Origin of the sequence: Micromonospora sp. NPDC047134 (assembly GCF_040643455.1) — a bacterium.
Taxonomy (GTDB): Bacteria; Actinomycetota; Actinomycetes; order Mycobacteriales; family Micromonosporaceae; genus Micromonospora.
Map to the genome: position 1 here is coordinate 89,747 of NZ_JBEYUI010000003.1, position 22,802 is coordinate 112,548.

Annotated in this window: 28 protein-coding genes and 1 riboswitch; of the genes, 16 read left to right on the forward strand and 12 right to left on the reverse strand. The window is 71.3% G+C overall.

Annotation, left to right across the window (positions count from 1 at the left end):
- Positions 1–110: 110 nt before the first annotated feature.
- The 3 genes from ABZ795_RS05520 to ABZ795_RS05530 form a co-directional block, all read right to left on the reverse strand.
- Entirely contained in the window at positions 111–302 is a 192-nt protein-coding gene (locus ABZ795_RS05520; protein WP_013731172.1) for a hypothetical protein, read from the reverse strand.
- Between the two features lie 157 nt (positions 303–459).
- Entirely contained in the window at positions 460–654 is a 195-nt protein-coding gene (locus ABZ795_RS05525) for a DUF397 domain-containing protein (protein ID WP_327023104.1), read from the reverse strand.
- 172 nt (positions 655–826) lie between these two features.
- Positions 827–1,021, reverse strand: a complete 195-nt coding sequence (locus ABZ795_RS05530) for a hypothetical protein (protein WP_327023105.1) — start codon at positions 1,019–1,021, stop codon at positions 827–829.
- A 212-nt stretch (positions 1,022–1,233) separates the two neighbouring features.
- On the opposite strand from ABZ795_RS05530, the gene ABZ795_RS05535 reads away from it, so the two are divergent.
- From ABZ795_RS05535 to ABZ795_RS05565, 7 genes are all read left to right on the forward strand, one after another.
- The gene (locus tag ABZ795_RS05535; RefSeq protein ID WP_357529154.1) at positions 1,234–1,506 is read left to right on the forward strand and encodes a hypothetical protein; all 273 of its coding nucleotides are present in this window, start codon (positions 1,234–1,236) and stop codon (positions 1,504–1,506) included.
- Positions 1,507–1,674: 168 nt separating this feature from the next.
- Entirely contained in the window at positions 1,675–2,037 is a 363-nt protein-coding gene (locus ABZ795_RS05540; RefSeq protein WP_357529156.1) for a hypothetical protein, read from the forward strand.
- A 38-nt stretch (positions 2,038–2,075) separates the two neighbouring features.
- A complete protein-coding gene (locus ABZ795_RS05545; protein WP_357529158.1) occupies positions 2,076–2,297 on the forward strand; it encodes a hypothetical protein in 222 nt (73 codons plus the stop codon).
- Positions 2,297–2,572 (forward strand): hypothetical protein, encoded by a 276-nt coding sequence (locus tag ABZ795_RS05550; protein WP_327027296.1) that lies wholly within the window; start codon positions 2,297–2,299, stop codon positions 2,570–2,572. Before ABZ795_RS05545 ends, ABZ795_RS05550 begins: the two co-directional genes overlap by 1 nt.
- 161 nt (positions 2,573–2,733) lie before the next feature.
- The gene (locus ABZ795_RS05555; RefSeq protein ID WP_357529160.1) at positions 2,734–3,357 is read left to right on the forward strand and encodes a copper chaperone PCu(A)C; all 624 of its coding nucleotides are present in this window, start codon (positions 2,734–2,736) and stop codon (positions 3,355–3,357) included.
- A complete protein-coding gene (locus ABZ795_RS05560) occupies positions 3,354–4,574 on the forward strand; it encodes a Dyp-type peroxidase (protein ID WP_357529162.1) in 1,221 nt (406 codons plus the stop codon). The genes ABZ795_RS05555 and ABZ795_RS05560 overlap by 4 nt, the downstream gene beginning before the upstream one ends.
- A 16-nt stretch (positions 4,575–4,590) precedes the next feature.
- A complete protein-coding gene (locus tag ABZ795_RS05565) occupies positions 4,591–5,220 on the forward strand; it encodes a copper resistance protein CopC (protein WP_357529164.1) in 630 nt (209 codons plus the stop codon).
- A gap of 111 nt (positions 5,221–5,331) precedes the next feature.
- Here ABZ795_RS05565 and ABZ795_RS05570 read toward each other — a convergent pair whose 3' ends face one another.
- From ABZ795_RS05570 to ABZ795_RS05585, 4 genes are all read right to left on the reverse strand, one after another.
- A complete protein-coding gene (locus ABZ795_RS05570) occupies positions 5,332–6,615 on the reverse strand; it encodes a sigma-70 family RNA polymerase sigma factor (protein ID WP_357529166.1) in 1,284 nt (427 codons plus the stop codon).
- A 20-nt stretch (positions 6,616–6,635) separates the two neighbouring features.
- Positions 6,636–7,007 (reverse strand): YciI family protein, encoded by a 372-nt coding sequence (locus tag ABZ795_RS05575; protein WP_357529168.1) that lies wholly within the window; start codon positions 7,005–7,007, stop codon positions 6,636–6,638.
- A gap of 23 nt (positions 7,008–7,030) precedes the next feature.
- Positions 7,031–7,759, reverse strand: a complete 729-nt coding sequence (locus ABZ795_RS05580; protein WP_357529170.1) for a DUF998 domain-containing protein — start codon at positions 7,757–7,759, stop codon at positions 7,031–7,033.
- Between the two features lie 120 nt (positions 7,760–7,879).
- The gene (locus ABZ795_RS05585) at positions 7,880–8,215 is read right to left on the reverse strand and encodes a YnfA family protein (protein WP_131300698.1); all 336 of its coding nucleotides are present in this window, start codon (positions 8,213–8,215) and stop codon (positions 7,880–7,882) included.
- Positions 8,216–8,296: 81 nt separating this feature from the next.
- Here ABZ795_RS05585 and crcB (ABZ795_RS05590) point away from each other — a divergent pair, with 81 nt between their 5' ends.
- The 6 genes from crcB (ABZ795_RS05590) (at position 8,297) to ABZ795_RS05615 (ending at position 14,748) form a co-directional block, all read left to right on the forward strand.
- Positions 8,297–8,779, forward strand: a complete 483-nt coding sequence (gene crcB, locus ABZ795_RS05590) for a fluoride efflux transporter CrcB (RefSeq protein WP_357529172.1) — start codon at positions 8,297–8,299, stop codon at positions 8,777–8,779.
- The gene (crcB, locus tag ABZ795_RS05595) at positions 8,776–9,150 is read left to right on the forward strand and encodes a fluoride efflux transporter CrcB (RefSeq protein ID WP_357529174.1); all 375 of its coding nucleotides are present in this window, start codon (positions 8,776–8,778) and stop codon (positions 9,148–9,150) included. Before crcB (ABZ795_RS05590) ends, crcB (ABZ795_RS05595) begins: the two co-directional genes overlap by 4 nt.
- Before the next feature lie 66 nt (positions 9,151–9,216).
- Positions 9,217–11,940: a cation-transporting P-type ATPase gene (locus ABZ795_RS05600; RefSeq protein ID WP_357529176.1), complete on the forward strand. Its 2,724-nt coding sequence runs from the start codon at positions 9,217–9,219 to the stop codon at positions 11,938–11,940.
- 40 nt (positions 11,941–11,980) lie between these two features.
- Positions 11,981–12,784: a zf-HC2 domain-containing protein gene (locus tag ABZ795_RS05605; RefSeq protein WP_357529177.1), complete on the forward strand. Its 804-nt coding sequence runs from the start codon at positions 11,981–11,983 to the stop codon at positions 12,782–12,784.
- 96 nt (positions 12,785–12,880) lie between these two features.
- Complete coding sequence (locus tag ABZ795_RS05610) at positions 12,881–13,705, forward strand: MEDS domain-containing protein (protein WP_357529179.1); 825 nt, start codon at positions 12,881–12,883, stop codon at positions 13,703–13,705.
- A complete protein-coding gene (locus ABZ795_RS05615) occupies positions 13,702–14,748 on the forward strand; it encodes an anti-sigma factor RsbA family regulatory protein (RefSeq protein ID WP_357529181.1) in 1,047 nt (348 codons plus the stop codon). Before ABZ795_RS05610 ends, ABZ795_RS05615 begins: the two co-directional genes overlap by 4 nt.
- On the opposite strand, the gene ABZ795_RS05620 is transcribed toward ABZ795_RS05615, so the two are convergent.
- The 4 genes from ABZ795_RS05620 to ABZ795_RS05635 all read right to left on the reverse strand — a co-directional run bounded on the left by ABZ795_RS05620 (position 14,726) and on the right by ABZ795_RS05635 (position 18,424).
- Entirely contained in the window at positions 14,726–14,899 is a 174-nt protein-coding gene (locus ABZ795_RS05620) for a CsbD family protein (protein WP_327023118.1), read from the reverse strand. The two genes, ABZ795_RS05615 and ABZ795_RS05620, sit on opposite strands and share 23 nt — an antisense overlap.
- Before the next feature lie 71 nt (positions 14,900–14,970).
- On the reverse strand, positions 14,971–17,220 hold the full coding sequence (locus tag ABZ795_RS05625) for a heavy metal translocating P-type ATPase (protein WP_357529183.1): 2,250 nt from the start codon (positions 17,218–17,220) through the stop codon (positions 14,971–14,973).
- A gap of 11 nt (positions 17,221–17,231) precedes the next feature.
- Positions 17,232–18,182, reverse strand: a complete 951-nt coding sequence (locus tag ABZ795_RS05630; protein WP_357529185.1) for a hypothetical protein — start codon at positions 18,180–18,182, stop codon at positions 17,232–17,234.
- Between the two features lie 32 nt (positions 18,183–18,214).
- The gene (locus tag ABZ795_RS05635; RefSeq protein WP_357529187.1) at positions 18,215–18,424 is read right to left on the reverse strand and encodes a cation transporter; all 210 of its coding nucleotides are present in this window, start codon (positions 18,422–18,424) and stop codon (positions 18,215–18,217) included.
- A gap of 121 nt (positions 18,425–18,545) precedes the next feature.
- On the opposite strand from ABZ795_RS05635, the gene ABZ795_RS05640 reads away from it, so the two are divergent.
- The 3 genes from ABZ795_RS05640 (at position 18,546) to ABZ795_RS05650 (ending at position 21,861) form a co-directional block, all read left to right on the forward strand.
- On the forward strand, positions 18,546–18,842 hold the full coding sequence (locus tag ABZ795_RS05640) for a metal-sensitive transcriptional regulator (protein WP_357529189.1): 297 nt from the start codon (positions 18,546–18,548) through the stop codon (positions 18,840–18,842).
- Between the two features lie 324 nt (positions 18,843–19,166).
- Positions 19,167–20,546 carry a YibE/F family protein gene (locus ABZ795_RS05645; protein ID WP_357529191.1) on the forward strand — a complete coding sequence of 460 codons (1,380 nt, stop codon included), beginning with the start codon at positions 19,167–19,169 and terminating at the stop codon, positions 20,544–20,546.
- A 166-nt stretch (positions 20,547–20,712) separates the two neighbouring features.
- A riboswitch (cyclic di-AMP (ydaO/yuaA leader) is annotated at positions 20,713–20,844 on the forward strand.
- 3 nt (positions 20,845–20,847) lie between these two features.
- Positions 20,848–21,861 (forward strand): hypothetical protein, encoded by a 1,014-nt coding sequence (locus tag ABZ795_RS05650; protein WP_357529193.1) that lies wholly within the window; start codon positions 20,848–20,850, stop codon positions 21,859–21,861.
- Between the two features lie 56 nt (positions 21,862–21,917).
- On the opposite strand, the gene ABZ795_RS05655 is transcribed toward ABZ795_RS05650, so the two are convergent.
- Entirely contained in the window at positions 21,918–22,616 is a 699-nt protein-coding gene (locus tag ABZ795_RS05655; protein ID WP_327023125.1) for a carbonic anhydrase, read from the reverse strand.
- Between the last annotated feature and the right edge of the window lie 186 nt (positions 22,617–22,802).

The window sequence follows — 22,802 nt, forward strand, 5'->3', positions numbered from 1 at the left end:
GTCACCTTGCTATCTTGACGGGCCCTCTCCGAGGGCTACCCGCCCCACCCGTCCTCGGGAGCCATCTCCAGGGGCGTCAAGGGTCAACGCGGAGCGTGAGTACCTGCAGGTCAGTCCTCGTCGGTTGGGGTGGGGCGGTTCTCGGCGATCCAGGCCCGCACGGCCTTGCCATCCCAGACGCGGCCCATCTTCAACGTGACGACCGGGTCAGGGAATCCCTTGCGGCCCACAATGATCGTGGCGCGCTGCTTGCTGATCCCGCCAAGCAGATCACGGATCTCATCCAGTCCGAGCAGATCCACGACCTGACGCTATGACCCCTGGGGCTTGCTCTTGAGGGAACTGCATCAGGCAACCCCCCTTGGGGGTTGCCTTCGTGCAACCCTTCGTGATGCCATCGGGTTGGTCCGAGCAGCGCCTCTCGGGTCGCGGCGGGGCGCTCTGTGTTCTGGCCGTTGCTCAGGCGTCGAAGTTGCCCGCCTTGATGCCCTGCACGAAGCCGGCCCACTGGTCGGCGTTGAAGGACAGCATCGACCCCTGTCGGTCCTTGCTGTCGCGGACCATGACGGCCTGGGGCGGTATGGCGACCTCGACGCAGTTGCCGCTTGAGCCGGACCTGCTGCTCTTGCGCCAAGTGACGCGAGTCAGGTCCATCCCGTGCCCTCCTAGGTGAGGTCTGCCGCAATCGCACGCAGCGTATCTCGCGTGGGCTTGGGTGCCAGCGCAAGGGCTTGCAGTTGCTCGTGGGCCGCAGCGTACGCGGCAACCTCGCCGGGCCGCTCCAGGTAGAGCGCTCCGGTCAGGGGTGTCGACATACACCCCAGGGCTAGTCGGCGTGCTGGTGCGGGCGGTTCTGCTTGATCCATTTCTCGACCGCGTCCCGGTCCCAGATCCGCATCCGGCCGTTGCCGACCACGTCGACCGGCTCGGGGAAGCCGGGACGCTTGACGATCTCCGTTGTCCGCGTGCGCGAGACACCACCGAGCATCTCGGCAATATCGGCCAGCGCGGCAAGTCTCACGACGCGACCGTAGGCAGGCCGGGGGTTGCCACTTCGACACTTGCCTACTTGACGGTGCCGAAGTGGTAAGTGATGCTGATGAGGTCACCGGGCGCCGGAAGGTTGATCACAGGATGTGTGAGTTCGTCTCACTTGAGCTATTTGCATCACATCCTCGATGGGATTCGGTCGATCTATCCGTTCGAACGGTCCGGCGATCGAGCGATGGAGTGATGACCGATGACCGAGACGCAGGCCGTCGAGGCCCCGGCGCAGGCCGAGGCCCCCACCGAAACCCGCAGCAACCTGGGCGTCCGCCAGCGGCGGGAGGCCCCCTGGTCAGTCGGACCGCGCTGGCCGAGCTGACCGGCTACACCTCGGCCGCCATCTGGCGGTGCGAGGACGGTCGCCCGAAGCCGAGGAACGACGCCGACACCACGACCACCGAGGCCGAGCAGGCCGCGCCGGTCGAGCAGCCCGAGCAGGCCACCGAAGCCGACAACTGATCAAGCGATGGCGGTCCGGGACTGGAGATGAGCCCTCCGGCCCCGGACCTAGATCCACTGCGAAGGAGTGGACCCATGAGTAACCGTATGTTGCATCCGAGGTGGTGCGCGCCAGGGTGTCAGGTCAACGCAGACCATCCGGCACGATCGCACGTCTCGCGCCCGATCATGATCTCCGCCGACGGCCAGGAGGTCATCGACCTCCGGCTGGTGCTGAGCATGGCGCACACGCCGATGGGTGCGCCGCTGCTGGTGATGCTGGAGACCTACGACACCGACCCGGAGGCCAGGCAGCCGGCCGGAGCGTTCCCGCTGTCGATCCGGCAGGCGGGCAACCTGTCTCGCGGGATAACCGGACTGCTGCGGCTCGCCCGGCACACCACCTGGTGCGACCAGCCGCCGGGCGCGAATGCACCGCTGTTCACGAATCTGGTCCAAGTTCAGCGAGGACTGTCCGACGAGGAGATCGCGCAGTTCCTTTCGACGGGTCGGATGCCCGACCTGTCCGAGTCGCCGGAGGACGACCAGTGAACCTGCAATCGCCGTACCCGATCGATGATCCCGGATCCGTGAACGGTCCGAGCGTCGTGCACGTCGCCCGCCGGACCAGCGGCAAGGCGGTTGCCAGCATGGTCATCGGGATCATCGGTGCGCTGGGTGTCTCCTGCATCTTCGGCATCCCGAGCTTCATCGAACGCTGCCACCGGTGCTACCCGGACGGCTGGTGCCCTCGCGTCGCGGTCTCGCGTGCCTGGGTCTTGGCCTGGCTCAGGGTCAGGTATCTGCGGTGATCACGCTCCGAGCCGGTGACCTGTTGCAGGTGACCCGATCTGCCAGCGTGCAGTTCCACAAGCCGATCCTGTTCCGGGTCATCCGCGTGCTGGACTGGGTTACCTATGACGGGTGGATCTGGCTGGACGGCTACCAGCTCAACGCGAAGGGCGATGCGGTGGCTCGACGGTCGATCTTCGTTCAGCCGGCGGGGTTGGTCATCCAACGACAGACCGCCCCCGTGTCCCAGAGGCGGTCGAGATCGCCCAAGGTGTCGGTACGGATCAGCTCATGATCCTCGGTCCCGTCGTGGTGTCCTTGCGGACTCGTGACCGGGCGACCTTGGCGAGCGCGGTGTGGTCCGCGTCCACCTGCCCCACAAGTTGCGGAGTCGCTGGAACTAGTAGGTGATCACGAGCGACCAACTTCACGACGTCGCCCGTTGAGAGGAAACCTATGTCCAGCGCCACCTTCGGTCGGTTCGCGCGCCCGGCCGTACTGCTCACCGGGGTTCTCCTCGCCGGCCTGATCGCCGGCTGCGGCTCGTCCGACGACGACTCGACGGCGGCCAGCGGCCCGTCGGCCACCGCCTCCCCCTCCGCCACCCAGGCGGCGGCCGAGGGTGTGCTGGCCGTCCAGGACCCCTGGATCAAGGCGGCCGACTCGGGGATGACCGGGGCCTTCGTCACCCTGGTCAACAACACCGATGCCGATGTCACCATCACCGGGGCGGCCTCCTCCGTCTCGCCGATGGAGGTGCACGAGATGACCATGCGCGACGGGCAGATGGTCATGCAGGCCAAGGAGGGCGGTGTGGTGGTCAAGGCGCGCAGCGAGTACCGCCTGGAGCCCGGCGGCGACCACCTGATGTTGATGAACCTGGCCCAGCCGGTACGGGCCGGTGACGAGGTCAGCTTCACCCTGACCTTCGCCGACGGTCGGACCCAGACCTTCACCGCCGTGGCCAAGCCGTTCACCGGCGCCCAGGAGAGCTACGCCCCCGGTCACGGTGAGCCCTCGCACGCCCCGCACGGTGCACCGTCGCACGCCCCGTCGGCCAGCCACAGCCCGGCACCATGACCTCGACGAAACGGCCGGTGAGCCGACGCGGCCTGCTCACCGGGGGCGCGTTGGCCGCCGGGGGCACCCTGGTGGGCGCCGCCGCGGTCGCCGCCACCCGCGAGGCGGACAGCACCGGCACCCCGGCCCAGGTGCCGGTGGCGACCGTCGGCGAGGCGGTCGAGCCGTTCCACGGCGTACACCAGGCCGGTGTCGCCACCGAACCCCAGGCGCACGCGGCCTTCGTCGCCTTCACCCTGCGTCCCGGCACCGACCGGGCCGCCCTGGGCCGGATGATGCGCCTGCTCTCCGACGACGCCGCCCGCCTGACCCAGGGTCGGCCCGCGCTCGCCGACACCGAGCCGGAGCTGGGGCTGCTGCCGGCCCGGCTGACGGTCACCTTCGGCTTCGGTCCCGGCCTGTTCACCGCGGCCGGACTGGACGACCGGCGGCCTCCCTCGGTGGCCGACCTGCCGTCGTTCCCGATCGACCGGCTGCAACCGCGCTGGTCCGGTGGGGACCTGCTGGTGCAGATCTGCGCGGACGACCCGATCACGGTCGCCCACGCCCAGCGGGTCCTGATCAAGGACAGCCGCCCCTTCGCCACCGTTCGCTGGGTGCAGCAGGGCTTCCGGCGGGCCGCCGGGGCCGAGCCGGGCCGGACCCAGCGCAACCTCTTCGGCCAACTGGACGGCACCGCCAATCCCAAGCCGGGCCAGCCGTTGGAGACGGCGGTGTGGATTCCGGACGGGCCGGACTGGCTGCGCCACGGCACCACTCTGGTGCTCCGGCGGATCAGCATGGACCTGGAGACCTGGGATCTGCTCGGCCGCACCGACCGGGAGTTCAGTGTCGGCCGACGGCTGGACACCGGTGCCCCGCTGACCGGCACCGACGAACACGACGAGCCGGACTTCGCCGCTCTCGGTCCGGATGGGCTGACGGTGATTCCGGACTTCTCCCACCTGACCCGGGCCCACGTCAGCGACGACCGGTTCCGGATCCTGCGCCGCCCCTACAACTATGACGGGGTGCCGGCCGCCGACGGTACCGCCGACAGCGGGCTGATCTTCGCCTCGTACCAGGCCGACATCACCCGACAGTTCCTGCCCATCCAGCAGCGGCTCGCCGAGCGGGACCTGCTCAACGAATGGACCACCCCGATCGGCTCCGCCGTCTTCGCCATTGCGCCCGGTTGTCCCGAGGGCGGCTGGGTCGGCCAGCAGCTGCTCGGCTGAGGAGGAGAATCGTCATATGCGCACCCGACTCCGCCACCTGTCCGCCCTGGGCCTGGTAGCCGCCCTGCTGGCCGCCACCGCCCTGCTGGTCGCGCCGGTCACCCCGGCCTACGCGCACAACGTGCTGCGCAAGGCCACCCCGGCCCAGGACGCCGAGCTGACCAAGGCGCCCAAGAAGATCACGCTGGACTTCCTGCAGAAGCTGAACCCGGCGTTCACCACGATCACCCTCAGCGACGCCGACAAGCAGCCGGTGGCCACCGGCGAGCCGGAGGTCGAGGGCACCAAGGGCACCGTCACGATCGACTCGACCCTGCCCAACGGCGTCTACACGGTGGCGTACCGGGTGGTCTCCAGCGACGGGCACCCGGTGCAGGGCTCGTACAAGTTCACCGTGGCCGACCCGAGCGCCACCGCCGAGCCGAGCCCCAGCCCCAGCCCGGAGGCGACCGAGCCGACGGAGAGCCCCAGCCCGACCGCCGAGCAGACCTCGGTAGCCCCCGCCAGCCCGGCCGCGAGTGACTCCTCCGGTGGGGGTGCGGGTACGGCCGCGCTGCTGACCGGTGCCGCCGTACTGGCTGCCCTGGCGATCGGCGCGGTGGTCGTCCTGCTGCGCCGCCGCCGCTCCGGTGGCAGCGCGGCGTAGTGCGCACACCGGCGTGATCGGCGTCGCGCTCGCGCCGGTGTGCCCCGCACACCAGCCCGGCCGCACGCCAAACAGCCCGGCCGCAGGCCAATCAGCCGGGCCACACGCCGGTCAGCCGGTCAACTCCTCGGCGCGGCGGCGGAACAGCGCCCGTTCGCCGTCGTTGCCGGTGAGTTCGGCGGCCCGGAGGAACTCCTCACGGGCCGGCCCGGCGTGGCCCAGCCGGGCCAGCAGTTCGCCGCGCACCGCCGGCAGCTGCGGGTAGTCACGCAGGGACCGTTCCTGCGCCAACTCGTCGACCAGCGACAGGCCCCGCCTCGGATCACCCCCCAGACCCACCGCGGCAGCCCGGTTGAGCAGCACCACCGGGGACGGCTGGAGGTGGGCTAGGACCTCGTACAGGGCCACGATGCGGGGCCAGTCGGTCTGCTCGGCGCGGGTGGCCCGGGCATGGCACGCCGCGATCGCGGCCTGAAGGGTGTAGCTGCCGATGCCCAGCGCCTCGGCGCGGGCCAGAGCGTCCAGTCCGCGCCGGATCAGCAGCCGATCCCACGACCGGCGGTCCTGGTCCAGCAGGGGCACCGGCTGGCCGGCGGCGTCGACCCGGGCGCTCAGCCGGGAGGCCTGGAGTTCCATCAGGGCCAGCAGGCCGTGCACCTCGGGCTCGGCGGGAAGCAGCCCGGCGAGCAGCCGCCCCAGCCGCAGCGCTTCGTGGCACAACTCCGGACGCGCCCAGTCCGGGCCGCTGGTCGCCGCGTACCCCTCGTTGAAGATCAGGTAGATGACCTCCAGCACCGCCGCTAGCCGCTCCGGAAGTTCCGCGCGGGTGGGCAGTTCGAACCGCACGTTCGCCGCGGCCAGGGTCCGTTTCGCCCGGACGATGCGTTGGGCGGCGGTGGACTCGGAGACCAGGAACGCCCGAGCGATCTCCGGGGTGGTCAGGCCACCGAGCAGCCGCAACGTCAACGCGACCTTGGCCTCGCCGGAGAGCACCGGATGGGCGGCGGTGAAGACCAGCCGCAGCAGGTCGTCACCGATGTGGTCGTCCAACTCGGCGTCCCGGTCCGCCTCCGCGTACTCCTGCCGGATCTGGATGTCCCGGGTGAGCAGGGCGAGCTTGCGCGCGTACCGTTCCTGGCGGCGCAGCCGGTCGATGGCCCGATGCTTGGCGGTGGCCAGCAGCCAGGGCCCGGGATTCTCCGGCACCCCGGTCTGCGGCCAGCGTTCCAGGGCCACGACCAGCGCGTCCTGGGCCAACTCCTCGGCCAGCCCGACGTCGGAGACGAGCCGGGCCAGGCGGGCGATCAGCCGGGCCGACTCGATCCGCCAGACCGCCTCGACCGCCCGGTGGGTGGCCCGCCTAGCGTCGTCGATGGTGGAATCGGTAGCCGTCACGGTACCGATTCCACCATCCGTCAGGCTGCCGGCGGGAAGTCCTCCGGCCCGAACACCTTGCGCACCTCGGTCTCACCCGACCAGCCGGGCCACATGTCCCGGTGCAGCTTCATGAACCGCGAGGTCCACTCCACCGCCTCCTCCCGATCGCGTACCTCCCAGACCGCGTAGCTGATGATCTCCTTGGCCTCGGCGAACGGCCCGTCGGTGACGGCCAGCTTCCCGCCGGAGACATCGACCCGCCAGCCGGCTGTGCTCGGCACCAGCCCGCCCTGGTCGAGTAAGACGCCGGCACCGGTGGCCTCCTCGCCGAGCTTCATGATCGCTGCCATCAGCTCCGGCGGGGCCGGGGTGTCGGGCTGGACGGCCTTGAGCAGTGCCAGGTATCGCATGTCGATCTCCTCTTTGATGGATGTCAGTGGGTGATGTTGCTGCGGTGGTGCCGCATCGTCAACGACAGCCAGGCCCAGGCCAGCAGCATGGCGGCGGTGAACGCCAGGTTCGTGACGACCTGCCCGCCACCGGCGGCCATCGCGACGAACCCGGCCAGGAACAACACCCCGGTGGTACGCGAGAAGGCCGCCCAACCGCGCCGCCGGTCAGCGGTGAAGCGGCGAGCCAGGCCGAGGCAGGCGGCGGCCAGGCAGCCGAAGCCGACCGCGCTCGCCCCGAAGTGCAGCAGTCCGTGCCAGCTCATGGTGCCGGTGTCAGCCGGTGTGCTGGCAGGGAAGCCGAGGGCCGGATCGGCACGGAAGATCCCTGCGGCGATCAGGCTGAGGCCGTAGCCGACCAGGAGCCGGGGCGGCCAGGTGCTGCCGATGCCGGGTCGCAGTTTCCGCCGCAGGCCGAGCGCACCCGCGATCACCAGCAGGCCGGTGATGATCAGGTTGGTCATCTGGATCCAGCCCCAGTCACCGTTGGCCAGCAGGCTCCAGGCGTGCCGGGTGAGATCGAACCCCTCCCGGGTCAGTGCCTGGGTCAGCGACACCACCACGTAGCCGGGGCCGGCTAGCAGGCCGAGCATCAGCAGCAGCCGCGTCCTCGGGTCGGCTCCTGGAAGGTGTCGCGGGCCCGTCCCGGTGACGCGTTCGCGGGGTGCTGCGGTCGCCTGTCCGGTGCTGACCGGGTTGCTGGTGCGGGACATCTCCCGGCTCCCTTCGCTGTCCGGGGCGCGCCGTTCGGCCCCGCTACCAGGAAGCTCGAACGGGAAGACCGGGATTCGACACCACGGCCAAACTTTTCCCGAGAGATTTCTTGGCGGGAGTCAGGCGCCGCGTGGGGCGTACATGATGACGGCCACCCCGAGCAGGCAGATGGCCGCTCCGGTCAGATCCCAGCGGTCCGGGCGGAAGCCGTCGAAGATCATTCCCCAGGCCAGGGAGCCGGCGACGAAGACCCCGCCGTACGCGGCCAGGATGCGCCCGAAGTTCGGATCCGGCTGGAAGGTGGCGACGAACCCGTACGCGCCCAGGGCCAGCACCCCGGCGGCGACGAACCACAGCCCCCGGTGCTCCCGCCAGCCCTGCCACACCAGCCAGGCCCCACCGATCTCGGCGACAGCGGCCAGCACGAACAGCACGACGGAACGCAGCACGGTCACCTGCCGCACCCTACTGCGCGTCACCGCAGGCAACCAGATGCCCGGGGACTACTCTCGGTCGGCGTTGAGGAGGTGGTGACCGTGCCGCCCGAGCAGCCACCCGTCGATCCGGACGTCGACCTCCGCGTCCCGCGCCAGCGTGCCGAGTTGCGCGGCGGCACCCCCAGCCTGCTGGCGGCGATCGCCCTCGGCGGCATGATCGGCGCCGTCCTGCGGCACGGCTTGGCGGTGGCGTGGCCACACTCCCCCACCGGCTTTCCGTCGGCCACCTTCGCGGTCAACGTCTCGGGCTGCCTGCTCATCGGCGTACTGATGGTCTTGATCACCGAGGTGTGGACCGCGCCTCGACTGGTTCGGCCCTTCCTCGGCGTCGGGGTGCTCGGCGGATACACCACCTTCTCCACGTACGCGGTGGAGGTGCAGCAGGCGGTGGCGGTCGGTGCGCCGCGGACGGCGTTGCTGTACCTGGCCGGCACCCTGGTCGCCGCGCTCGTCGCCGTCCGCGTCGGACTCACACTCACCCGGCTGGCGACCGGCCTGCGACGCCTGCGGAGCAGCGGGTGACAGTCCTGCTCGTGGCGCTCGGCGCGGCCGTCGGCGCACCACTGCGCTACCTGCTCGACCGGGCGGTGCAGGCCCGGCACGGCTCGGCGTTCCCGTGGGGCACCCTCACCGTCAACGTGCTGGGCTCCCTGATCCTCGGGGCGCTGATCGGTGGCGCGGGGGCAGGCGCAGTGCCCGGTTCCCTGGTCGCCCTGCTCGGCAGCGGGCTTTGCGGGGCGCTGACCACCTACTCGACCTTCGGTTACGAGACGATCCGCCTCGTCGAGACTGGTGCCCGCCGGTACGCCCTGGCCAACGTCGTGGTCAGTGTGACCGCCGCGCTCGGTGCCGCGTTCGTCGGCGTCACCCTGGCCGAGGCGATCTGGGCCTGAGCGCCTGGTTTGCCCTGGCCGCAGGCGGGTAGACGGCGGCCCGCTGAGCTGGGCGAGGAGGCTCCGGTGCGGGGTGAGCAGGCCGTGGACCCGCAGTCGCCGCTGCCCGACCTGCTGCACCGGCTCGACGCGAGCGAACACGGGCTGACCACCGACCAGGCCCGCCAACGGCTCGCCGAGTACGGCCGCAACGAGCTGCGCCGAACCCGCAGACGAAGCTGGTGGCGGGAGCTCGGGCGGCAGCTGATCCATCCCCTAGCCCTGCTGTTGTGGGTGGCCGCGATCCTCGCCTGGGTGGCCGGTACCGCCGTGCTGGGCGCGGCGATCCTGGCGGTCATCGCGGTCAACGCGGTGTTCGCCTCGGTGCAGGAACGGCAGGCCGAGCGGGCGGTCGAGGCACTGACCCGGTACCTCCCCCAGCAGGCGCGGGCCTTGCGGGACGGCAACTGGCAGGAGGTTCCCGCCGGGGAACTGGTCCCGGGTGATGTGATCGCCATCGGCGAGGGAGATCGGATCAGCGCCGACGCCCGGCTGCTCGACGGCGGTGTCGAGGTCGACCTGTCCGCCCTGACCGGCGAGTCGCAGCCCGCCTACCGCAGCGCCGACGCGACCGGTCCGGCCGAGAGCCTGACCGAGGCCGGCAACCTGGTGTTCAGCGGTACGTCCTGCCTGTCGGACGAGGCACGCGGGATGATCTACGCGACCGGGATGCGTACCGAACTGGGCCGGATCGCCGCCCTGTCCCAGCGGGTCGGTCGGGAGGAGAGCCCACTCGAACGGCAGGTACGTCGGGTGGCCTGGCTGATCGCGGCGGTGGCGATCGGTGCCGGTGTGGTCTTCTTCCCCATCGGGGTGCTGGCCGCCGGTATGCCGATCTCCGACGCGTTCACCTTCGCGATCGGGTTGCTGGTCGCGAACGTGCCTGAGGGACTGCTGCCCACCATCACGTTGGCGTTGGCCGTCGGCGTACGCGGACTCGCCCGGCTGGGTGCGGTGATCAAGCGGCTCAGCGCCGTGGAGACCCTCGGCTCCACCACCGTCATCTGCACCGACAAGACCGGCACCATCACCGAGAACCGGATGCGGGTGACCGCTGTACGCGCCGCCGACGAGTTGCTGGATCCACTGCCCGACCCGGTGCCGTCGCCCGGTCCCGCGCTGTCCGCCCTGGCCGCCACGGCGGCCGCCTGCAACAACGCCGAACTGCGCCCGGACGCCGACGTCGGCGACCCTACCGAGACCGCGCTGCTGCACTTCGCCGCGATGATCCGGCAGCCGGGCGGCAGCCGGCGGCAGAGCCAGTTCCACTTCGACCCGAGACTGCGGCTGATGTCCACCGTCGACGCCGTCGGTGCGGATCTCTGGCTGCACACCAAGGGTGCGCCGGAGGAGGTGCTGCGCCGCTGCACCCGGATCATCGGTGCCGACGGCGACGACCGGTCACTGACCGAGCAGGCCCGGGCCGAGCTGGCCGAAGCGGTGACCGGGCAGGCTCGGCAGGGCCGCCGCGTCCTCGCCCTGGCACGACGCCGGTTGACCGGGCCGCCCGGGGATCGGGACACGGCCGAGCGGGAGCTGACCTTCCTCGGCTTCGTCGCCATGGTGGATCCACCCCGGGCAGCGGTGCCGGACGCGGTGGCCAAGTGCCACACCGCGGGAATCCGGATCATCATGGTCACCGGCGACCACGGGTTGACCGCGACCGCCGTGGCCCGGCAGGTCGGGATCACCCGGGGCGATCCGACCGTGCTGACCGGCGCGGATCTCGACCGGATGACTCCCCAGGCGCTGCGGGACCTGCTCGCCGAGCAACGCGAAGTGATCTTCGCCCGGGTGTCGCCCGAGGCCAAGCTGCACATCGCCGAGGCACTGCGCGCCGACGGCCAGATCGTGGCGATGACCGGCGACGGGGTCAACGACGCGCCGGCCCTGCGCCGGGCCGACATCGGTGTGGCGATGGGACGTTCCGGAACGGACGTGACCCGGGAAGCCGCGACGATGGTGCTCACCGACGACAACTTCGCCACCATCGTGGCCGCCGTCGGGGCCGGTCGCCGGGTCTACGCCAACGTCCGCAAGTTCATCCTGTACATCCTCGCCCACACCACGCCCGAGGTCGTCCCGTTCCTGATCTTCGCGCTCTCCGCCGGGGCGGTGCCGCTGCCGTTGACCGTGCTCCAGATCCTCGCCATCGACCTGGGCACGGAGACGCTGCCCGCCCTGGCGCTGGGTCGGGAGCCGGCCGAGCCGGGATTGATGAACCGCCCACCCCGACGGCGTACCGAACGGGTCATCGACCGGCGGATGCTGCTGCGGGCCTGGGCGTTCCTCGGGCTGGTCTCCGCCGTACTGGTGATGGCGGGCTTCTTCGCCGTCCTGCTCGCCGGCGGCTGGACGCCGGGCGCGCCGACCGGGCCGGGCACCGCGCTGCACGAGACCTACCTCCAGGCCACCACGATGACCTTCCTCGGCATCGTGGCCTGTCAGATCGGCACCGCGTTCGCGGCCCGTACCGAACGCGCTCCGTTGCGGGCCGTCGGGGTGTTCTCCAACCGCCTGCTGCTGTGGGGCATCGCCTTCGAACTCGCCGTCGCCGCCGTCATCGTGGCCCTGCCGCCGTTGCCGGAGGTCTTCGGTACCCGGCCACCACCGCCACCGGCCCTGGCGCTGCTACTGGTCTTCCCCGTCGTCGTGTGGGGGGCCGACGAACTGCGGCGCAGGTTGATCCGGGGGCGGACGCACCCGGCGGCGGGTCAGTCGATCGGGCGGGCGGCCCGAGGTACCACCTGACCAGCTACGAAGTGGCCCGGTGGGGAACCATGCCGACCTGATGAGCGACTATCGGTACATGGGGTGCGAGCAGTGGCGGGAGATTCTGTCGGCGCGGTTGGACGGCGAGGCGACGCCGGATGAGGAGCGTGCGGCCGACCGGCATCTCGACATCTGTGTGTCCTGCCAGGGCTGGCTGGAGCGGGTCACCACGGTGACCCGACGGGCGCGTACCCAGGTGGTGTCGCAGCTGCCGGACCTGACCGGGGCCATCCTCAGCGCGGTGCCGCCGCAGGGTGGGCGTACCCCCCTCCCGCGGCGACGCCGGTTCGCCCCGCTAGCCGGTCGGGTCACCCGGGTGACCACCCTGCGGACCGCCCTGGGGCTGCTCGGGGCGGTGCAGTTGGTCCTCGGGCTGGCGCAGGTCGGGCGGGCCGAGGTCGCCCAGCACCTGCACGCCAGCGGCCAACACCTGTGGCACGAGTCCGCCGCCTGGAACGTGGCGGTCGGGGCCGGTTTCCTCTTCGTGGCGCTGCGCCGCACCCGCCCCTCCGGGCTGCTGCCGATGCTCAGTGCCTTCGTGGCCACCCTCGTGCTGCTGTCGATCAACGATCTCGTCGCCTCCCAGGTAGCGGTGGAACGCCTGGTCAGTCACGGCTTCCTGGTGGTCGGTTATCTGATCACCCTGCTACTGGCGCGCAGCATGCGGCAGCCGGGTGACCCGAGCGATCGGCAGCGCCCGGAACGGTCCCGTTGGCGGCTGCGCCTCGACGAGACCGAGGAGCCCGCCACCCTGCGGCTGCTGCCCCCGTACTCGGCTCAGGCCCACCATGTCTCGGGGCAGGCCTCTCGCCGTGCCGCCTGACCGACCCGACCCGGCCTACCTGGTGCGCCGATCGACTCACTCGAATCGCGCGGTCCGCCGGGATGGGCCGTAGACTGCGACGATGAGGCGTGTGAGGTGATCGAGCAGGCCCGAGGGTACGGGCATCTGTGCTGGGCCTACGACGATCCCGCCGAGTTCACCACCCGGGCGGAGGACTTCCTCCGGGCCGGCCTGGCCGCCGGCGAGCGGGTCTGGTACGTCGTCCCCGACTCACCTGTTCCCGTCCGCGACCGGTGGCGCGAGCTGGACCTGTTCGCCGACGCGCTGCCCGCCGGTGCCGCCGAGGTGCTCACCCTGGACGCGACCTACTCCGGCCCGGCGGTGGTCGACCCGGCCGGTCAGGTGGCGGCGTACCAGTCGGCCATCCAGGCGGCCCTCGACGCCGGCTACCGCGGCCTGCGGGTCGCCGCGGACTGCACCGATCTGGTCCGTACCCCGGCCCAGCGCGAGACCTTCGCCCGCTACGAACAGCGGATCAACCGGATGATGTACGGGGCGGCCTTCCACGGCATGTGCGGGTACCACCGGCCCTCGTTGGGGGATCGGGCGATAGCCGAGCTGGCCTGTCTGCATCCGGAGCACAACGTGGCCGACCTGCTGTTCCGGTTGTACGCCCCGACGACCCACCAGGGTCACGCAGTGCTCGCCGGGGAACTCGACCCGGCCAACCACGACCTGTTCCGCGAAGCCTTGGAGCGCACCGAATTGCGACCGGTCGACGGCGAGTTGACACTGGACGCGCGTGGGCTACGTTTCCTCGATCACCGTACGCTGGTTCATCTGAGTGAGTACGCCCGGCAGTGGGAGGCGAGACTGGTGCTGCGCGGCTCTCCGGCCGGCACCGCCCGCCTGGTCGCGTTGTTGGATCTGCCCGGTCTGTGTGTGGAGGTGGCCCGGTGAGAACGGGTCCGGCCGCTGGACGGTCCGGCTACTTCCACGAGGCCCTGTGCTACGCCCTGGACGAGGAGTTGCTGGCCGTCGCGGTGCCCTTCCTGCTGGACGGGGTGGCGGCCGGCGAGCCGACCTTCGTGGCCCTCGGCGAGCGCACCGGCGGCCTGGTCCGCTCGGCGTTGCCGACCGACAGCGGGGTGCAGTTCCTCACCGGTGCCGGGGTGTACGCCCGGCCCACCGCCGCGATCCGGATGTACCGCAAGCTCCTGGCCGACCTGGTGGCCGACGGTGCGGAGCAGATCCGGATCATCGGCGAGGTGCCGCCGCCCTCGCTCGGGCCGACCTGGGACTGGTGGGCCCGGTACGAAGCGGCGATCAACCGGGCGTACGACGACTGGCCGTTGTGGAGCATGTGCGCGTACGACACCCGGATCACCCCGGCCGAGGTGTTGGCCGATGTCGCCGCCACCCACCCCCATTTCGCCACCGCCGACCGGGGGCACCTGCCCAGCCCCGACTTTCTGCCTCCGGAGACCTTCCTGCGGCGCAACCGGCCGGTGCCTCCCGACCCGATCCAGGCGTACCCGCCGGTGCTCGAACTGACCGACCCGACCGCCGCGCAGGCCCGCTCGGCGGTGCACCGGGCGGGTCCCGGGCAGCTACCGGCGGAGGATTTCGACGACTTCGTGATCGCGGTCAGCGAGACCGTGACCAACGGGCTGCGGCACGGGTCTCCACCCGTGCGGCTGCGCCTGTGGACGGCCCCGGACCGCATCGTGGCCACCGTCAGCGACACCGGCCAGGGGCCGGAGGATCCCTACGCGGGCCTGCTGCCGCCGACCGACGGCAAGCCGGGCGGCCTGGGCCTGTGGATCACCCACCAGTCGTGCAACCACGTCACCCACTATCGGGACGCCGAGGGCTTCACCCTCCGGCTCACCGCCGGTCAACCCCCGATGCCGGGTGCGGCCGTACACAGCGAACCGCCGGGCGACGACAGTCGACCCGGCGGCTCGGTGGGTCAGCAGGTCAGCTCCGGAACGCGTCCTTGATCTTCTCACCGGCCTGCTTGATGTTGGCGCGGGTCTGATCGGCGCGGCCCTCGGCCTCCAACTGCTCGTTGTCGGTGACCCGGCCGACACCCTCCTTGACCTTGCCGGTGGTGTTCTCGGTGCTGTTGTTGAACTTGTCCTCGACACCCATGTCAGCCTCCCGGGTTCGTTCGTTGGCTACCTCCATCAGGTACCCAGCCGAGCCCCGGCGAATCACCTGAGTCAGCCGACGACCGGACGGAACCGACGCAGCCGCAGACTGTTGGCCACCACGAACACCGAGGAGAAGGCCATCGCCGCCCCGGCGATCATCGGGTTGAGCAGCCCGGCGGCGGCCAGGGGCAGGGCCGCCACGTTGTACGCGAAGGCCCAGAACAGGTTGCCCTTGATGGTGCCCAGGGTGCGCCGGGCCAGCCGGATGGCGTCCACCGCGGCCAGCAGGTCGTCCCGGACCAGGGTCAGGTCGGAGGCCTCAATCGCCGCGTCCGTGCCGGTGCCCATGGCCAGGCCGAGGTCGGCCTGGGCCAGGGTGGCGGCGTCGTTGACCCCGTCACCGACCATCGCCACCACCCGCCCCTCGGCCTGAAGCCGGGAGACGACCTCGACCTTCTCCGCCGGCAGCACCTCCGCGATCACCTCGTCGATGCCCACCTCGGCGGCCACCGCCGCCGCGACGGTGGCGTTGTCACCGGTCAGCAGCACCGGGGTCAGGCCGAGAGCCCGCAGCCGGCGTACCGCCTCCCCGCTGGTCGGCTTGACCTGGTCGGCCACCGCCAGCACGGCCCGGGCCCGGTTCTCCCAACCGACCACCACCGCCGTACGCCCGGCCGCCTCCGCCTCGGTCGCCGCCCGCGCCAGATCCTCCGGTACGACCAGACCCCGCTCCCGCAGCAGTCGGGATCGACCCAGCAGCAGCTCCCGGCCCTCCACTGCGCCGGTGACCCCCAGCCCGGCGACGTTCGCGAAACCGGTGACCGGCGGCAACTCGCCGACCTCGGCGGCCCCGGCGACCACGGCCCGGGCCACCGGATGCTCCGAGCCGGCCTCCAGGGCGGCGGCCAGCCGGAGCACCTCGTCCCGCTGCTCGCCCGCGCCCGGGGTCACCTCCAGCAGGGTCATCCGTCCGGTGGTGACCGTGCCGGTCTTGTCCAGCACTACCGTGTCCACCCGCTTGGTGGACTCCAGCATCTCCGGCCCCTTGATCAGCACACCCAGTTGGGCTCCGCGTCCCGTGCCGACCAGCAGGGCGGTCGGGGTGGCCAGGCCCAGGGCGCAGGGGCAGGCGATGATCAGCACCGCCACCGCGGCGGTGAAGGCCGCGGTCGGTCCGGCCCCGGAGCCCAGCCACCAGCCCAGGGTCCCGGCCGCCAGCAGCAGGACGACCGGTACGAAGATCCCGGAGATGCGGTCCGCCAGCCGTTGGGCGGCGGCCTTGCCGGACTGCGCCCGCTCGACCAGCCGGGCCATCTGGGCCAGTTGGGTGTCGCCGCCGACCCGGGTGGCGGTGATCACCAGTCGTCCGCCTGCATTGACGCAGCCCCCGACCACGGGGTCGCCCACCCCGACCTCGACCGGCACGGACTCCCCGGTGACCAGGCTGGTGTCGACCGCCGAGGAGCCCTCCGCCACCTTGCCGTCGGTGGCGATCTTCTCGCCGGGCCGCACCACGAACCGGTCCCCCACCGCGAGCTGTTCGACCGGGATCCGCTGCTCCACCCCGGCGCGCAGCACGGAGACGTCCTTGGCGCCGAGTTCCAGCAGGGCCCGCAGGGCCGCCCCGGCGGTGCGCTTGGACCGGGCCTCGAAGTACCGCCCGGCGAGGATGAAGGCGGTAACCCCGGCCGCCGCCTCCAGGTAGATGTTGCCGGCACCGTCGGTACGGCTGATGTCGAAGCTGAAGGGGTGGGTCATTCCGGGGGTGCCGGCGGTGCCGAGGAACAAGGCCCACACCGACCAGCCGAAGGCGGCCAGGGTGCCCACCGAGACCAGGGTGTCCATGGTCGCGGCGCCGTGTCGCAGGTTGACCAGGGCGGCCCGGTGGAACGGCAGCCCGCCGTAGACCACGACCGGGGCGGCCAGCACCAGGGACAGCCACTGCCAGTAGGTGAACTGCCAGGCCGGCACCATGGCCAGCACGATCACCGGCACGGCCAGCGCCACCGAGACCCACAGTCGGGTACGCAGACTCCGCAGCTCGTCCACCGGCTCCTCGCCGGTGGCTTCCGCGGCGGGCGGCTCGGGCAGCCTGGCCTGGTAGCCGGTCTTCTCCACCGTGGCGATCAGGTCCTGCGGGGTCAGCGACTCCGGGTAGGAGACGCTGGCCTTCTCGGTGGCGTAGTTGACGCTGGCCTGCACCCCCTCCAGCCGGTTCAGCTTCTTCTCGATGCGGGCGGCGCACGCGGCGCAGGTCATCCCACCGATCGACAGCTCGATCTGGTTGGTCGCGGTGGGCAGCGGGCTGCTGGTGGTCATCGCTGGTCCCGTCAGTTGTGCTCGTGTCCGGGGGTGCCGTGCTCGTCGGCGATGAGGCCCCCCGGGCTGGGGATGGCGCCCGGGTCACCGACGTGCACGGTGAACTCGGCGGTGCGTACCACCCCGTCGTGGCGGAAGTCGAGGTAGAGCCGGTACGCCCCGGCCGTGGGGAACTCGGCGCCGAAGCGCACCTGGGGCCCGGGTGCCGTCCGTCCGTCGCCCGGCTGACCCTCGGGGTGCACGTGCAGGTAGGCCAGGTCCCCCTGACGCAGTGCGACCAGGTGGCCGAAGGCTCCCAGATACGGTTCGAGATTCCGGACCGGCACCCCGTCCCGGCTGACGGTGAAGGTCAGGGTGGTGTTGCCGCCCGGCTGGGGGGTGCCGTGGAAGTCGACGGTGTAGTCGTGGACCCGGGTGCTGCTGGCCGGGGCGGGCAGGGGCTGCTCGGTCAACTCCCCCGGCACGGTCAGGTCCACCCCGAGGGTCAGGGCCTCGCCGCCGGTCGGGGTGAAGTCGGCGAAGGCCCGCCACACCCCGGGGGAACTCAACGGCGAGGCGACCCGCCAGGTGCCGTCGGCGGCCATCTCCGGGTGCACGTGCTGGAAGCCGCCGAGATCACGCCGGGCGACGATCAGGTGCATCGGCTTGTCGTGGTTCACCTCGTACCGGGTCACCGGCTTCCCGTCAGGGCCGGTGACCCGGAAGGCGAACTCGCCCTCGGGGGCGGCGACCGGCACCAGGGTGTAGCCCCGGTCGGAGACGAGCAGCCCGCCCGGTAGGTGCCCACCGGGATCCGGGGTGTCGTGGCCGGGTGCGGTCGTGTCGTGCGAGCCGTCGCCCGCCTGGTGGCCCTCGGCGACGATCGGGGCGGGCGGGTCGGTCAGCTGACCGACCCCGTAGGCCGCGCCGAAAACCGCCACCAGACCTAGCGCGAAGCCGGTCAGCTTCGTCGCTGTGTTCATGGTCGCACCTCGGGTTTCCGCCGTCGGTCGCCTCAGGCGCCGACCAGTTCGTATCCGGCCTCGTCGACGGCCGCGCGGACCGCCTCGGCGTCCAGCGGCTGTTCGCTGATGACCTTGACCTGGCCGGTGGCCAGGTCGACCGCTACCTCGGTGACCCCGGGCAGCGCGGTGACCTCGGCGCTGACCGCGCCGACGCAGTGTCCGCAGGTCATGCCCTGCACCTGGTACGTCGTGGTGACCATGGAACTCTCCTCCTCCGCCTGACCCGACCGAGGGGCGGCCGGCCTCTTGAAGAATACCCACGGGGGGTATCTCCAATCGCGACCCTAACATACCCCCAGGGGGTACGTTATCCTCGTTACCATGACCACACCCACGCCGATCCGCGGCTACACCGCCAGCAAGGACCAACTGCTAGCCCGGCTGCGCCGGGTCGAGGGTCAGGTGCGCGGCGTCGAGAAGATGGTCGACGAGGATCGCTACTGCATCGACGTGCTCACCCAGATCTCCGCCATCCAGGCGGCACTGGACAAGGTCGCCCTGGGCCTGCTCGACGGGCACGCCCGGCACTGCATGCACACCGGCGCAGTCGAAGGCCGCGCCGACGAGATGGCCACCGAGATGATGGCCGCCGTGGGCCGCCTGATGAAGCGGGGCTGAACCCCACCACGACACCCAGGTCGCCGGCCGCGAACCGCCGAGGAACGGGCGCGACCTGCGATCCGATCCCGGGCTGGCTACGATTCCCAGACGATGGTCTGCCGACATCCGGGCCCACCGGCCTGCGTCCGCCACCGGCGGCGCACCCGCATCCGCCGCCACTGCCCGGCGGCCGGTCAGAGCCCACCCCGGCAATCACCGTACGCAGCGGGTCCGCCACATTCCGGCCACCTCGGCCGCCCACCGCGACAGTCGTACGACCGGGCTGAACCGACTCGCCCGCCGACACGTACTCCGCTGAAGAGATCGTTGGGAGACTAGCGAATGGGCGCCGATCACAGCCGGGCCGCTCCGCCCACCCCGCCCGGGGTGCGGCGGATCCTCATCGTGACGGTCGTCCCCCTCTTCCTCGTCACGGTGATCGCCGCCCTGGTGCTCTGGCCCCGCGACGCCCCCCGCCCGGAGGCCGCCGACGACCTGCCCCGCTACCAGGGCACGGTCACCCGGGTGGTCACCGAACCCTGCCCGCCCAACCCCACCGTGCCGGAGGGCACCCCGACCACCGGCGGGGGTCCCTGCGGCACCGTCACGGTGCAGGTCCAGGACGGCCCGGACGCCGGTCAGCAGGTCGACACCCCCATCCCGGCCGGGCCGGGCGCCCCCTCGGTGGACGTCGGCGACGAGGTCATCCTGGTCTCGCTGATCGACCCGGAGGACCCCTCGATCAGCAACTACAACATCGCCGAGCACCAGCGGGGGATGCCCCTGATCTGGCTGGGGGTGCTCTTCGCCGCCGCCATCGTGGCCTTCGGGCGGCTGCGCGGGCTGGCGGCCCTGGCCGGGCTGGGGGCCAGCTTCGCCATCCTGCTCACCTTCGTACTGCCGGGCATCAGCGCCGGCCAGCCGCCCCTGGTGGTGGCCATCGTCGGCGCCGCGTTGATCATGTTCGTGGTGCTGTACCTGACCCACGGGGTGTCCGCGCAGACCTCGGTGGCCGTACTCGGCACCCTCGGCGCCCTGGTGCTCACCGGGCTGCTCGGTCTGGCCGCCACGAACGCCACCCACCTGACGGGGTTCGGCAGCGAGGACGCCACCACCCTGTCGATGTTCCGGGGCGATGTCGACCTGCACGGCCTGCTGCTGGCCGGCATCATCATCGGTTCGCTGGGGGTCCTCGACGACGTCACCGTCACCCAGGCCGCGGCGGTCACCGAGTTGGCCCACGCCAACCCCAACCTGTCCCGCCGCCAGCTGTACCGCTCGGCCACCCGGGTGGGCCGGGCGCACATCGCCTCGGTGGTGAACACCATCGTCCTGGCGTACGCCGGTGCCTCACTGCCCCTGCTGCTCCTGCTGACGGCCGACTCCCGCGCCCTGGGGCAGATCCTCACCAGCGAGTTCCTGGCCCAGGAGATCGTCCGCAGTGTGGTGGCCACCCTGGGGCTGATCGCCGCCGTACCCCTGACCACCGCCCTGGCCACGGTGGTGACCACCGCCGGTCGGCAGCGCGGCGGGACAGACCTCGCGGCCCCCGCCCCCGACGAGGTGGCCGCCGTCGGCGAAGGCCGCCCCCGGGTCCCCCGGCCGGCTACGGACCGGGCCGAGGCCCTGCAGGCTCTCAGCGATCCGCGGACCCGTCACACACCCCCCGCCACCCGTTCGGAGTGGCCCGAACCGGACAGGAGCACCGAAACCCCATGGTGACACTGCTCAACGTGAGCACGCCGACCACATCGGTCGATATGCGTGGCGCTCGTCACCCATTGCGATTACGAAATGACGTATCTCGCCGGGTTCGGTACGTAGAAGCCCAGACGGACTCTCGGGTAACCTCACTGCCGGTCACCGCCGAAGGCGCGCACCGGCGCCTGCGGTGCCACCGCCCAATCGCCGCCAGGCGAGCCGGGGACCCAGGTACCTGGGGTGAATCCGCGAAAGCGGTAGGGGCCACTTCCGTCCCGAACCCGTCAGCTAACCCGGTCGGCGGTCGATGGAAGGGAAGACAGTGACGGCACCCCTACGCCGCTGGTTGACGCCCGTGGTGGCCGTGTTCGCCGCGTTCGCCGTCTTCGCCGGCCCCCTGCCGGCGACGGCTGCGCCGAACGCCCCCAAACCAGCCGGTCACGACGACGATCCGCCGATGCTCAACGAGTTGATCGAGGCGACCAACCGGGACTACACAAAGGCCAAGTCGAAGCTGGAGAAGTCCAAGAAGAAGCAGCTCAAGCTCGCCGTCGAACTCCGCCGCGCGGAGGCCGACCTGGACGCCCTAGCCCCACAGGTCGCCGAGATCGCCACCCAGTCGTACCGGACCGGGCGGGTCGGCGCGATCGCCATGCTGTTGCAGACCGACGCCCCGGACTCCTTCATCCACCGGGCCTCCGCCCTGGACGAGCTGAACCTGGTCAACAGCAAGAAGCTGGCCGAGGTCAACGCGGTCAAGCGCCGCGCCGAGACGGCCAAGCTGGCGCTCGACGCCGAGGTACGCGAGCAGCAGAAGCTGACCAACGACATGGCCCGCAAGAAGAGCGACGCGGAGAAGTCCCTCCGGCTGGTCGGTGGGGTCGGCCTCACCGGTGGCCTGGTGGCCGCTACCTCCCCGGTGGCCCGCCCCGGCCCCAACCGGTCCTCCGACGGCGGCTGGAAGCCCGAGTCGTGCAACCAGGACGACCCGACCACCTCGGGCTGCATCACCGCGCGCACCCTGCACATGTACAAGGAGGTCAAGCGGGCCGGTTTCAACCGGTTCGTCGGCTGCTACCGCCCGGGTGACAAGTGGGAGCACCCCAAGGGCCGGGCCTGTGACTGGTCGTTGCAGAACAGCGGTTTCCGCCCCTGGTACAACAACGACACCCGGATCTACGGCAACAACCTGGCCGCCTTCCTGGTCCGTAACGCCGACCGGCTGGGTGTCTACTACGTGATCTGGAACCGGCAGATCTGGTTCCCGGCGACCGGATGGAGTTCCTACAGCGGCCCGTCGAACCACACCGATCACGTACACGTCTCGATGCTCTAGCGTCTCCGGCACCGCTTCGAGGGCCGTCCCGCCGTCTGGCAGGACGGCCCTCGTCGTCAGGCGGCGAGGGCGGCGGTGGCAACCAGGTCGGCGGGCTCCGCGGCCACCGCCCGGGCCTCCCCGGCGGCCAGCCGGTACGACATGCCGACCACCGCGCAGCGCCCGGCGGACACCTCGGCGGCCAGGGTGGTGGAGGCCTCCAGCATCGCCGTCACGGTCTGCGCGATGTGGATGTCGACGATCTGGTTCAGGTCCTCCACCCCGGCGGCCTCCGCCCGGCGCAGGCTGGGCACCACGGCGTCCACCACCGCGCCCAGGTGCCCGGCGGGGGTGCTGCCGGTGGCCAGGGCCGCCCGGGCCGCCTGCACGGCACCGCACGAGTCGTGCCCGAGCACCACCACCAACGGCGTACGCAGGACGGCCACCGCGTACTCGACGCTGCCCAGCACCTCGGGGCCGATGGTGTGCCCGGCGGTACGGACCACGAAGAGGTCCCCCAGCCCACGATCAAAGATGATCTCGGCGGCCAGTCGGGAGTCCGAGCAGCCCACGATCACCGCGAAGGGATGCTGCTCGGCCGCCACGGCGGCGCGCCGCCCGGCGTTCTGATTCGGATGCCACGGGGTGTCGGTGACGAACCGCCGGTTGCCGGCGATCAGCTCGGCGAGCGCCCGCTGCGGGGCACCCGGAAGATCCGCAGTGAGCAGTTCACGCTCCAGCCCTGGGTGTGTTCCGATCGCTCCGGGTCGACTCATCCGGCGTCTCCTCGCTGCTCATGGGATGCCTGGTCACCCCGGCCGACGCTGGTCGCGGGCTGCTCCAACCGTCACACGCACTACAAGCCGCGTCAAGCAATGCGTGATATGCATTTCAGGTATCGCCGGACACTTGCCTTCGCGCAGGTCAGGATGCTCGGGCCGGACGGCGTGGCCCGGAGAAGC